Genomic DNA, 11,706 nt, shown 5'->3' on the forward strand with positions numbered 1-11,706 from the left:
GGGGCTCATCCGGCGCAGCGCCGGACAGGCCCGCAGCATTGAACTGCTGCTGGCCCCGGAACTTCTGCCCGTCCTACGCTGAGTCGCTCAAAACCAATCGGTCAGAACCTCTGTGCCGAGGTACTAGCAGTCCGCTTCCTGGCCGCCCCTGTACACCCCAGGACACTGCCCGTCTGAATGGTTTGACTTTGATAATGAGTATCAATATCGTCCGTCGCGTTTCAGACAGCGGAGCGGTGATGAGCGACGGGTGCCAGCAGGGCGGTGGAGCGGACGAGCTGCGGTGCCTGTGCGGGAGTCTGCTGGCGAGGTTGGTGCCGGAGGGTGTGGAGCTGAAGTGCCGTCGTTGCCACCGCACGCGAGTGGTGCCGCTGGAGCGACCGCCGGGTGGTGGGAGCGCGCCGAACACGGGCGGCTGAGCAGGTGGGAGTGCCCGGGCGTGACCAGGCCCGGCGTGTATCGAGAGTTGACTGAGGCCAGAGGCCCTTGAGCCCAGCGCCCCGCGGGGATTCCATCCGGAAGTGGAGTCCCACCGGCCATGAGCCGGAGGACGTTGAATGCGTGGGAGTTGGTGTCTCCTCGTGCTGGCCTGCGCCGCCCCCCAGGTGGCGTGGGGCCGCGCGTCGCCCGAACTGGCGCAGGCCGCGGCCCCGGGTGAAGCGGTGTCCGCCGAGGCGGAGCAGCCTTCTCCCGCGTCGAATCCGTCCCTGAATGAGCAAGCGCCTGTCGCGGCCGAGCCTGTCTCCGCCGAGTCGAGCGCTTCCGAGGATGCGGCAAAAGTGTCGAAGCAGGCCGAGGTCGTCGCGGGTCCAGGGGCCTCGACGACCTCGGCATCTTCGACACCCGCCGAGACCTCGCAAGACGAGGTGCCGGTGGCGCGCACCGTGGTGACGGCGTCGCGCACCCAGGAGCGCCTGGGTGAGACGCCCGTGGCCACCGAGGTCATCACCCGCGCGGACATCGTCGCGAGCGGCGCGCGGGATGCGTCGGAGTTGCTCGCAGCGCATCCAGGCCTGGAGGTGGTGCAGACCTTCGCCGGAGCGTCGCTCCAGGTGCAGGGCCTGGGGCCCGAGTACGTGCTGGTGCTGGTGGATGGAGAGCGCGTCGCGGGCCGTGTCGCCGGCAGCGTGGACCTGTCCCGCCTGTCGCTCGAGGACGTGGAGCAGGTGGAGATCGTCAAGGGGCCGTCATCGGTCCTCTACGGCAGTGACGCCGTGGGCGGCGTGGTGAACTTCATCACGCGACGGGCTCGCAAGCCGCTCGGCGGTGAGCTGCGCGTGGCCTATGGCGAGTTGGAGCGGCTGGACCTGGATGCGACGGGCGAGGCGCGAGGCGAGAGCTGGGGCTTGCGGCTCAGCGGTGGCTTGCAGCGCCGTGCGTCCTACGATTTGGAGCCCGCGGACGTCGGCACCACGGGCAGCAGCCTGGAGGGCTTCGACGTCTCCGCCAGCGGAGACCTGAAGGGCGAAGGTCCCCTGTCACTGGAAGGGTCCGCCGGCTTCTCCCGACGCACCCAGCGCGGCGTCGACCTGGGCGTCGCGGGCGCGGTGTTCGACAGGGCGAGCCGCGACACGTCCATCAACTCGCGGCTGGCGCCGTCCTGGAAGCTGAACAGCGGCGCGACGCTCCGGGTGGAGGGTTCGTATTCCCACTTCCAGCGTCGCTACCTGAGAGACCAGCGCCGCGCCTCCGCGCTGGACACGGTGGAGGACACGCGCGAGCAGCAGGGCCGACTGGGCACGCAGCTCGACGCGCGCGTGGGCGAACGTCACGCGTTCGTCGTCGGCGCGGAGCTCCTGGGCGAGTGGCTGGTGGCGGACCGGCTGGAGACGGGCGAGGGTGACCGGGGCCGCGCGTCGCTCTACGCGCAGGACAGCTGGACGCTGGCCACGGGTCCCAAGCTGGTGGTCGTCCCGGGCGCGCGCGTGGACGTGGACACGCAGTTCGGCACGGCCGTCACGCCTCGGCTCGCGGCGAAGGTGGACCCGCTGTCCTGGCTCACCGTGCGAGGCAGCTACGGCTGGGGCTACCGGGCACCGGGCTTCCAGGAGCTGCTGCTGGACTTCGAGAACCCCAGCGTCGGCTACTCGGTGCGCGGCAATCCGGACCTGAAGCCGGAGCGCTCGCGCAGCTTCAGTGTGTCCACGGAGGTTCGGCCGTCGGATGCCTCGCTCATCTGGGTGAGCGCGTATCAGCACGCGTTGCGCGACATGATTGGCACCACGCTCCAGCAGGGCGGAGAGCAGCAGCTCTTCACCTACGTCAACGTGGCGCGTGCGCGCGTGCGTGGCGGTGAGCTGGGCTTGCGCCAGCGCTTCCCGTGGCGCCTGTCCGGCGAGATGGCCTACACGCTCACCGACGGACACGACGAGGAGCTGGACCGGGCGCTGGAAGGTCAGGTGCTCCACCGGCTCACCGCGCAGGCCACGTGGCGTCACCGCGAGTGGGGCCTGGAGACGTGGGTCCGCGCGGCGCTCGTGGGCAAGCGTCCCTTCTATCCGGATACGGATGGTGACGGCGTCGCCAATCCCTACAAGTCGGAGGCCTACGTCACGGTGGACGCCCGCATCGCCTGGAGGGCGCGCGAGTCGCTCCAGTTCTTCGTGCTCGGCTCCAACCTCGCCGACGCGGGCAATCCCACGGACCTGCCCATTCCGCCACGCACCTTCCAGGCCGGCCTCTCGTTCCGGCTGTGAGTCACCCCAAACCTTCAAGGAGCCTGAATGTCCCGCCCCACCTTCTTCTCCGTGTCTCGTTTCGGCCGCGCCGCCGCGGTCCTGTGCCTGTCTGGCCTGCTGTCCGCCTGCGGTGACGACCTGGTCCCCACGCCTGGGGACGACGATGACAACACGCCGGAGCAGCCGGGCGTCGAGGTGCCGGCGAACGGCACGCACGTGCGCCACGTGGGCAACACGGACGGCTCCATCACCACCGTCGTCGACGCCACGAGCAAGACGGATTGGGTGGGCCTGGACCTGGACACCGGCCTGCAGGTGAGCGCGAGCGCGGACGCGACGTGGGACCTGTCGTTCCAGCGCTTTGGCATCCGCTCGCGCGGCGGCGTGAATGGCACGGGTGGCGTGGAGGTGGCGGTGCTGCCCTCGCAGGACTTCGCCCAGCTCACCCAGGCGCCCGCGGGCGGCTACTCGGTCGACGCGGATGACGGCGACGACGAGGGCGTGGACCCGGACACCGTCTTCCAGGCCAACGGCGCCTGGTACGCCTACGACGTGTCGACGCACAAGCTGTCCCCGCGCGCGCAGGTGTACGTCGTGCGCTCCGACTCGAAGGCGTACTTCAAGGTGGAGATGTTGTCCTACTACGACGACGCCGGAACGCCCGCGATGCTCAAGCTGCGCTGGACGAAGGTGACGGCGCCCGTCTCGGCTGGCGCGCTCGAGGATGGCGTCTCTCCCAGCGGTCTCCCTGTCGAAGCGTCTCACTGAAGTCGAAGTCTTCCTTTCCCCTGGTGTCTGCCATGATTTCCCAACCTGTTTCGCCGGCGTCTTCTCTCGAGCCCACCGCCCTCCGTCAGCGCTGGCAGTCGCTGCGCGAGGAACAGCCGCGCACCCGTATTCGTGACGCGGCGGAGCAACTTGGCGTGAGCGAGGCGCAGTTGCTCGCCACCGGTGTGGGTGAAGACGTCGTCCGGTTGGACCTGCGCCTCGACACGTTGTTGCCGCGCCTGGAGTCGCTGGGCAAGGTGATGACGCTCACGCGCAACGAGAGCGCCGTGCACGAGAAGCGCGGCCTGTACCGCAACGTCGAGGTGAACGGCGCCGTCGCGCTGGTGCTGGACGAGAACATCGACCTGCGGCTGTTCCTCACGCGCTGGCGCTTCGGCTTCGCGTTCCGAGAGGTCCGTCCGGAGGGCACGCGGCGCAGCCTGCACTTCTTCGACGGCACGGGCATGGCCGTTCACAAGGTCTACCTGGAGGACGAGTCCGGCGTCAGCGCGTTCGAGCGACTGGTGGAGGACTACACCCACGCGGAGCAGTCGCGCGGGGTGCCGGTGGAGGCGGCCACCGCGGCGGAGGCTCCCCGGCCCGATGGCGACATCGACGTGGAGGGTCTGGTGTCCGGCTGGCGCGCGCTCCAGGACACGCACGACTTCTTCCCGCTGCTGCGCCGCTTCAAGGTGGCGCGGACCCAGGCGCTCCGGCTGGTGGGGAACGAGCTGACCACGCCCGTGGCGACCTCCTCGCTGACGTGGGTGCTGGAGAAGGTGGCGGCCTCGGGCCTGCCCATCATGGTGTTCGTCGGCAACCCGGGTGCCATCCAGATTCACACCGGCCCCGTGCACACCGTGCGCGCCATGGGCCCGTGGATGAACGTGTTGGACCCGAGCTTCAACCTGCACCTGCGCACGGACCACGTCCACACGGCCTGGATTGTCCGCAAGCCCACGCGTGACGGCGTCGTCACCTCGCTGGAGCTGTTCGACGCGGCCGGTGAGAACATCGCGCTGCTCTTCGGCAAGCGGAAGCCCGGCATCCCCGAGCAGCCTGAATGGCGGGCGCTGATGGAGGAGCTTATCGCCGCGCTGCCCGCGACCGGGGTGGCGTCATGAATCGCGTGACAGTGCTCCTGGCCGCGCTGCTGCTGTCGCGGTCCGCGCTGGCTGCTGCTCCGGCCGCACCCTCCGCCGCGAAGGCGGCACCTGCTCCCGTCGCGGCGAAGACGGCCCCGGTCCCCGCCGCGCCCAAGCTGGTGACGGTGGGGCCCGCTGTCACCGAGACGGTGTTCGCGCTCGGCGCGGGAGCGCAGGTGGTGGGCGTGGACGACACCAGTCTGGCGCTGCCCGTGGCCCGGAGCCGGCCCAAGGTGGGTTACCAGCGCGCGCTGGCCGCGGAGCCCCTGCTCGCGCTCGGCGCGGCGTGGCTGCTGGCGTCGGAGGAGGCGGGACCTCCTGGTGTCCTCGAGCAGCTTCGCACGGCGGGAATGGAAGTCGTGGTGCTGTCCAACCTGCCCACGCTGGATGTGGCACGGCAGCGCATCCGGACGATTGCCACGAAGCTGGGCCGGGTGTCCGAGGGTGAGGCGCTCGTCGCGGAGCTGGAGGCGGACCTGAAGCGCGCCGCTGCTCGTGCCGCGTCGGCGAAGCAGGCGAAGCCCAAGCGCATCCTCGCGCTGTATGCCCGGGGCGCCAACGCCCTCATGGTCGCGGGCAAGGACACGGCCACCGATGAGCTCATCCGGCTTGCGGGGGGCGTGAATGCCGTGACGGGCTACACCGGTCACCGGCCGCTGACGGCCGAGGCCGTGGTTGGCGCGGCGCCCGACATCATCCTGCTTCCCGGCGGCTCGCTGGAGGCCGTTGGAGGTGAGGCGGGACTTCGGCTGGTCCCTGGCCTGTCCCAGGTCCAGGGCTGGAAGCTGACCACCATCGAGGATGTCCACTTCATGAGCCTGGGGCCCAAGCTGGGCAAGGCCGTGCAGCGCTTGCAGGACGGCATGGGACTTCCGGCGCAGGACGGGACATGAGCGCTTCGGACGTGGCTCCCGCTCCCGCGACGTATCCGGCGCGGGAGCAGGTGAGGGTGCCTGGTGGCCGTCCTCGCCCGTGGTTCGTGCTGGGCGCCGCGCTCGTGGTCGTCACGCTCACGTCGCTCTCGGTGGGCTCGTACCGGGTGCCACTGTTGGGGCTGTTCGGCAGTGCGCTGGAGGCGTTGGGGCTGGAGACGGGATATCGGCTGGAGCCGATGCAGCAGGCGGTGCTGCTGTCCATCCGTCTGCCTCGAGTGGTGCTCGGGGTGATGGTGGGCGCGGTGCTGGCCACCAGCGGCGCCGCGCTCCAGGCGTTGTTCCGCAACCCGCTCGTGGAGCCGGGCCTCCTGGGGACCTCCAGCGGCGCGGCCCTGGGCGCGGTGGCCGCCATCGTCATGGACGTGGCCCTCAGCTCGCGGCTGGGGCCGTTCCGGTTGCTCGTGGTTCCGGGCGCGGCGTTCCTGGGAGCGCTGAGCGCCACGTTGCTCGCGCAGCGGCTGGGCGGGGGTGGTGGGCGCACGGAGACGGCGCGCATCCTCCTGGCGGGCGTGGCGGTGAGCGCGGGCGCGGGCGCGGGGATTGGCCTGCTCACGCAAATGGCCACCGACGCGCAGCTTCGCACCATCACCTTCTGGACCTGGGGCAGCCTGGCCGGCGCCTCCTGGAGCGTGGTGGCGGCGTCCACGGTGCCGCTGCTCATCGCGCTGGTGTTGCTGCTGAGGGATTCCCGCTCGCTCAACCTGCTGCTCCTGGGAGAGCGCGAGGCATGGCACCTGGGCGTGGACGTGGAGAAGCTGAAGCGACGGCTCATCCTCGCGGCGGCGCTGGGCGTCGGCGCGGCGGTGTCCGTCACGGGCATCATCGGCTTCGTGGGGTTGCTCGTTCCGGCGCTGCTGCGGCTCGCGCTCGGGCCGGACCACCGGCGATTGATGGGGGCTTCGGCGCTCCTGGGCTCGGCGTTGCTCGTCGCCGCGGATGTGCTGGCGCGCACGGCGGCGGTGCCCCAGGAGCTTCCCGTCGGTGCGCTGACGTCCATGCTGGGCGTTCCTGTCTTCATCTCGATGCTGGCGCGCGGCAGGGGGATGTCATGAGCCTGGAGGCACGGGGAGTCGAGGTGTGGCGAGGCCGGGGACGCGCGCTGGGACCGGTGTCGCTGAACCTGGTGCCTGGCGAGGTCCTCGCCGTGGTGGGGCCGAACGGCGCGGGCAAGTCCACGCTGCTCTCGGCCTTCTCCGGGGAACTTCCCTGCACCGTGGGCGAGGTGCTGCTGGATGGGCGCCCGCTGTTGAAGTGGCCTCCCCGGGAGCGCGCGTTGCGGCTGGGCGTGCTTCCCCAGGAGTCGTCACTCGGGTTCGGCTTCACCGTGCTGGAGGTGGCGCTGCTGGGACGCAGCCCTCACGCCACGCGGGGCGAAGGAAGCGCGGACATGGCTGCGGCGCAGGCCGCGCTGGAGGTGATGGACATCCGGCACCTGTCGTCGCGGCCGTACACCTCCCTCTCAGGGGGAGAGCGTCAGCGGGTGCAGCTCGCGCGCGTGCTCGCGCAACTCTGGGAGGCACCCGAGCACGGTCATCGTTATCTGTTGCTCGACGAGCCGACGTCGAGCCTGGACCTCTCGCATCAGCACCTCGTCCTGGAGGAAGCGACGCACTTCGCGAGGGACGGAGGTGCGGTGCTCGCGGTGCTCCACGATTTGAATCTGGCCGCGCGTTATGCGCATCGAATCGCTGTCCTGGCGGACGGCAAGCTGGTGGAGCTGGGGTCTCCCGCCCAGGTTCTCCGTCCGGAGCTCATCGCCAGCACCTTCGGTCTGCAGGTCCGTGTCGTCGAGTATCCAGACTCACCCGCGCCTTTCATCATTCCCTCGGGCCGGGCCCCGCATCATCCATGAGCGGGTGTCTTCAAGTTTCGTGAGTTGCTTCTCGCGGGGGTGTGCGGCGAACCCGGCCTCCCTCCATGTCGCACCGCCGGGCGCCCGCCCCCGCGAGGAGTGTTTGTCGATGGGCCTGCCTGCCCCTGAGCAGACGAGCAGGCTGGAAACAGAGCCTGTCGTGTCGGATGTCTGACATTGCGACACGGTGAATGCGGGCAAGCAGGGGACCCCCGCGTCTCCTGCTCATGCTGTTCTTCGAGGGCACCATGTTGTCCTGCCGCGCACCCGTCACCAGTGTGGCGGACGTGGAGGTGGGACGGCGTTGGGCTTCGAGTCGGCTGTTCGCGCGAGTGGGTGGGCGCTCGTGTACTGGGCGCTGGGCGTGGGGTTGCTGGCGTGTGGCGCGGGCTCGGGAGCCGTTCCGTGTGATGCCGCGTGCGAGGCTTCCGACGAAGCCTGCCGGATGAGCGCGTGCTCCACCGGGCCCGAGGAAGCCGTGAGGGCCCAGGTCGACTGCGGCGCGCTTCCTGTCGGAGGACGGTGTCTGGGGCCTCGCGTGGTGGAGCGCTGTCACGACGGACAGCTCGCGCGCGAGGACTGCGCGGTGAGCGAGGCCTGCGTCGAATCGCAATCCTCCGATGGCGCGCACTGCGAGCCAGGCGCGGCCTGTGTGGAGAGCACCACGCGCTGCTCGGACATGGGCGCGCTGGAGCGGTGCTCGGCGGGGCGCTGGCTCGAACAGCGATGTGAGGCGGGCTGTGTCGCGGAAGGGAACCGGGGCTGGTGCGGCGCGCCCGGGCGCACGCTGAGCGGTGTCGCGCGTTACGAGCGCCGCTTGCCCGACGCGGCCTTCCACGACTGGACGCCGGAGACGGAGTGGGTGCCGGCCCGAGGCTTCCTCGTCGCGTCCTTCCATGCGGGCACGCTCATCGACCTGGGGGTGACGGACTCAGTGGGGCGCTTCACCGTGCGCCTGCCGACGGAGGTGGGCCCGGAGGACCTCGTCGTGGTGTACGCGGCGGGGCAGGGGAAGCCCGGCACGGTGGACTACGCGGTGGCGGACCCGGGCCTGTCTGGGCCACAGACGCTGCCCGTGACGCCGGGGGCTTCCGCGCGGCTGTGGAGCTGGGCGCGCCCGACGCGGGAGTTGATGGACGCGCCCGTGGTCGCCATCGAGGAGTCGGAGGGCTCGGGCGCGGCGGCGGTCTTCGAGGCGCTGAGCGCGGCGTGGAATGGCACGCGGGAGCGGTTTGGCCGGACGGGGTTGCCCGTGGTGGCGTGGTTGGGCTTCGGCACGACGTGGTCGTGTGGGGCGTGCTTCGCGCCGTGGCAGGTGACGGCGGCGGGGCGGCGCTGGGGCGCGCAGCTCTGGCTGCCGGGAGACTCCGACGCGGCGTGGTGGTCCGAGGCGATGGTGCTCCACGAGCTGGGGCACTGGGCGATGGCCAGCCACGGGACGAGCCCCTCCGAGGGTGGGCCTCACTATGTCGGGGTGCCCACCTTCCCGGGCCAGGCATGGAGTGAGGGCTGGGCCACGTGGTTCAGCTCCGACACGCGAGGCAATCCCCGCTACTACGACAGGCAGGGCGGGACGATGTTCTGGCTGGACCTGGAGACGCGTTCACCAGAGCTGGTCGCGTGGTCTCGGCCGAAGCCCGAGGACGGATTGCTCCAGTCCATCGAGGAGAACGAGGTGGCCGCCATGCTCTATCGGCTGGGCACCGGTACGCCGTCGCGGCAGGTCTTGTACGAAGCGCTCGCGGCTCCGGCGATGAACCTGGCGCCGTGGGCGCGGGGGTATCGCAAGCACACGTGGAGGATGGTGGAGGGAAGGCAGGTGGACGTGGTGGAGACGACGGAGGCCGCGCCGTGTCTCGCGGACTTCCTGGACACATTGATGTGCAAGGGCTACCCGCGTGCATTGATGGACGCGGCCACCGAGCCGACCCTGGCGTATCCGTATCCCAGCCATGAGCCCCTGTGCCGGTGAGGCTGTGATGCGCAAGTTGGAGCGGCAGGGGCCAGTTCTGGAGTCCGCGGTGTCGATGATGGAACGTGTCCGGCGGGATGGCCGGGAGGCCCTCGTTCGCCCTGATGTTGTGTCGGTGTTCGACGTGGTGGGGCTCGTTGCCCGAGCGCGCGTGGGGCGTGCCATTCGGGGAGCGTGCCCATGACGTCGCGACGACGCATCGCGGGCGCGGTGTTGGCCCTGGCGCTGATTGGAGCACTTGCGGCGGGAGTGGCTTCGGGGGTGGAGCGAGCCCGAGGCCGACTGCGCAAGCCTCCCGAACCTCGACCTCCCTTCTCCCAGAGAGACGATGTTCCGTTGAGTGATCCCGCGAAGAGGGAGGATGCTTCGCGCCTCGCGACGCGGACTCGAGCAACTCCGGTGTCCGCATCGAGGTCTGTGTCGGCGGTACGTATGTCGACCGCGTCACCGTCGAAGGGGAAGTCTGGAGGCGCCGGTCTGGTGCGCGATGCGGTCCACCGCGTGCATCCGCGAGGCGTGGCGGTTGGCGAGGAGCACACGGAGGAGTCCTCGGACGACAGCGCGGCCACCGCGTTGAGCGGAGGTTCATTGGCGGGGCTCACCACGCGAGTGCCCGCTCCGATGCGCGTGAACTGGCGCGTGGTGGACGCCGAGGGCGGAGGACTCCGGCTCGTGGCCGAAGTCGAGCGGAGGGCGGGGTTCAACGTGCCCATCGCGGTGAGCATCGTGCTGCCTCCAGAGGCACGGCTCATCGAGGGGACGACGGACTTCGTGCTGCCGGAAGGTGAGGGTGAGGATGTGCGCGCGGTGCCGTGCGTGGTGAGCGTGACGCCGGGGGTGGTGCCGCGGACGGACCTCGTGCTGGTGGCTCATGCGGAAGGCTCGGCCTTCGGAGCCCATGCGGAGGCGCGTTACACCTTCGGTCGACAGCACCTCGTCGAGCGGCGTCCTTCGCCCACGGGGCCTGTCCTGCCAGCGCGCTTCCTCTCGGGAGACGTGTCGGGGGACTCCGAGGACTCCGGTGAGGATGCCGCTCCCTGAGTGAGCTGTGATGAGGTGAGCGAAGCCTGTCGCGCTTCCGCCAGGCGCACCCTGCTCAAGTCCTTGCGGGAGATGCGAAGCCTCCTCGTGGGGGCTCGTCGCCCCGAGAGTGGAGCGAGTGGCTTGTGTGTCCTCGCCGCGCGCGAAGCACCGCTCCCCGAGAAGGGCACCGCTTCTTCGAGTGGACTGATGCTCCGCGCTCCTGTTCTCGCGGAAGGAGCGGTGCGCCTCTCTCCCGAGCAGTGGGCTCCTCACGCCACGCGGTGAGTCGCCTGCCGAGCCTTCCCTGTCTGCTCGCTTGTCCGCGGCCGACGCACCGACGGTTCGGGCGAACTCCGACGAGGACTGTGCTCCCCTCGCATGACGAGGAGTGTGCCTCTCCTCTCATGAGGACTGCGAGGCGCACGGCGACGCGCTAGATACGAGCCTTCGCCGCTGTCCAGGAGCCTCGTCCGTTGCAGACCGTCGCGTTGGGGTTGGTGTTGGTGTCCGCGTTCCTTCACGCGTCCTGGAACGCGATGCTCAAGAAGCATCCGAATCCCGAGGCAGGCGTGGTGGGCGTCATCACCGTGGCGGTGGTGGGCGGTGGTCTGTGGGCGCTCGGCATGAAAGGGGAAGCGTTCCCCTCCACGGTGGGGCTCGCATGGGCGCTCGGGGCAGGCGCCTGTGAGAGCGTCTATCTGGCGGCGCTGTCCCGTGCCCTGCACCGCGCACCGTTGGGCCTCGCGTACACGGTGTCGCGAGGTGGCGCGATGCTCCTGGTCTGGCCGGTGTCCGTGCTGGCACTGGGTGAGCCCATCTCCGCGTGGACCGTCACGGGCGCGGTGGTGTTGGGTGGTGGGCTCGCGGTGATGCACCTGTCGCGTCCCACGGGGCCCGCTGCGTCCGGAGTCGCGTGGGCCGCGCTGTCGGCGGTGGCCATCGCCGGCTATCACCTGAGCTACAAGATGGCGCTCTCGGACGGCGCGCAGCCACCCGCCCTCTTCACCACGGGCCTGCTCGTCGCGCTGCCCGTGCTGGTGCTGGAGCGGAGCCGGCAGATGGGGTGGGCCACCCTCCAGCGAGAGGCGTGGAGCCGTCCCGGTCTGGTCGTCTTCGCGGGGGCCATCTGCATGCTGTCCTTCGCGCTGCTGCTCTCGGCGCTGAACGACAGTGGGGCAGGGGCGGTGCTCACGCTGCGCAACACGTCCATCGCCTTCGCGCTGGCCCTGGCCGCGCTTCAGGGAGAGCGGCTGGGACGCCGCCAACTCGTGGGCGCGGCGTTCGTCTCCGTGGGCGCGGTGTTGCTCGGCATGCCCGCGTAGCAGTCGCCCAG

Annotated in this window: 10 protein-coding genes; all 10 read left to right on the forward strand. The window is 70.3% G+C overall.

Annotated features, from left to right (window positions below):
- The first annotated feature begins 194 nt into the window (after positions 1-194).
- The 10 genes from HUA78_RS25560 (at position 195) to HUA78_RS25605 (ending at position 11,695) form a co-directional block, all read left to right on the forward strand.
- Positions 195-419, forward strand: coding sequence for a hypothetical protein (locus HUA78_RS25560; protein WP_254623894.1), 225 nt, complete (start codon positions 195-197; stop codon positions 417-419).
- 138 nt (positions 420-557) lie between these two features.
- Positions 558-2,696, forward strand: coding sequence for a TonB-dependent receptor domain-containing protein (locus HUA78_RS25565; protein WP_254623895.1), 2,139 nt, complete (start codon positions 558-560; stop codon positions 2,694-2,696).
- Positions 2,697-2,723: 27 nt separating this feature from the next.
- Positions 2,724-3,446, forward strand: coding sequence for an HmuY family protein (locus HUA78_RS25570; RefSeq protein WP_174454723.1), 723 nt, complete (start codon positions 2,724-2,726; stop codon positions 3,444-3,446).
- A gap of 32 nt (positions 3,447-3,478) precedes the next feature.
- Positions 3,479-4,570: a hemin-degrading factor gene (locus tag HUA78_RS25575; protein WP_174462958.1), complete on the forward strand. Its 1,092-nt coding sequence runs from the start codon at positions 3,479-3,481 to the stop codon at positions 4,568-4,570.
- Entirely contained in the window at positions 4,567-5,484 is a 918-nt protein-coding gene (locus HUA78_RS25580; protein WP_174466104.1) for a hemin ABC transporter substrate-binding protein, read from the forward strand. Before HUA78_RS25575 ends, HUA78_RS25580 begins: the two co-directional genes overlap by 4 nt.
- On the forward strand, positions 5,481-6,578 hold the full coding sequence (locus tag HUA78_RS25585) for an iron ABC transporter permease (protein ID WP_174477355.1): 1,098 nt from the start codon (positions 5,481-5,483) through the stop codon (positions 6,576-6,578). Before HUA78_RS25580 ends, HUA78_RS25585 begins: the two co-directional genes overlap by 4 nt.
- Entirely contained in the window at positions 6,575-7,378 is an 804-nt protein-coding gene (locus HUA78_RS25590) for a heme ABC transporter ATP-binding protein (protein ID WP_174477356.1), read from the forward strand. The genes HUA78_RS25585 and HUA78_RS25590 overlap by 4 nt, the downstream gene beginning before the upstream one ends.
- Positions 7,379-7,682: 304 nt before the next feature.
- Positions 7,683-9,350: a hypothetical protein gene (locus tag HUA78_RS25595; protein ID WP_254623896.1), complete on the forward strand. Its 1,668-nt coding sequence runs from the start codon at positions 7,683-7,685 to the stop codon at positions 9,348-9,350.
- A 480-nt stretch (positions 9,351-9,830) separates the two neighbouring features.
- Positions 9,831-10,391, forward strand: coding sequence for a hypothetical protein (locus HUA78_RS25600; protein ID WP_174477357.1), 561 nt, complete (start codon positions 9,831-9,833; stop codon positions 10,389-10,391).
- 455 nt (positions 10,392-10,846) lie between these two features.
- The gene (locus HUA78_RS25605; protein ID WP_254623897.1) at positions 10,847-11,695 is read left to right on the forward strand and encodes an EamA family transporter; all 849 of its coding nucleotides are present in this window, start codon (positions 10,847-10,849) and stop codon (positions 11,693-11,695) included.
- Positions 11,696-11,706 lie beyond the last annotated feature (11 nt).

The organism is Myxococcus sp. CA033 (assembly GCF_013336625.1).
GTDB classification, from domain to species: Bacteria; Myxococcota; Myxococcia; order Myxococcales; family Myxococcaceae; genus Myxococcus; species Myxococcus llanfairpwllgwyngyllgogerychwyrndrobwllllantysiliogogogochensis.

Excerpts from the sequence above, each read along its gene's own strand:
- HUA78_RS25560 (WP_254623894.1), top strand. The coding sequence starts at position 195 with ATGAGTATCAATATCGTCCGTCGCGTTTCAGACAGCGGAGCGGTGATG.
- HUA78_RS25575 (WP_174462958.1), top strand. The coding sequence starts at position 3,479 with ATGATTTCCCAACCTGTTTCGCCGGCGTCTTCTCTCGAGCCCACCGCC.
- HUA78_RS25590 (WP_174477356.1), top strand. The coding sequence starts at position 6,575 with ATGAGCCTGGAGGCACGGGGAGTCGAGGTGTGGCGAGGCCGGGGACGC.
- HUA78_RS25580 (WP_174466104.1), top strand. The coding sequence starts at position 4,567 with ATGAATCGCGTGACAGTGCTCCTGGCCGCGCTGCTGCTGTCGCGGTCC.
- HUA78_RS25570 (WP_174454723.1), top strand. The coding sequence starts at position 2,724 with ATGTCCCGCCCCACCTTCTTCTCCGTGTCTCGTTTCGGCCGCGCCGCC.
- HUA78_RS25565 (WP_254623895.1), top strand. The coding sequence starts at position 558 with ATGCGTGGGAGTTGGTGTCTCCTCGTGCTGGCCTGCGCCGCCCCCCAG.
- HUA78_RS25585 (WP_174477355.1), top strand. The coding sequence starts at position 5,481 with ATGAGCGCTTCGGACGTGGCTCCCGCTCCCGCGACGTATCCGGCGCGG.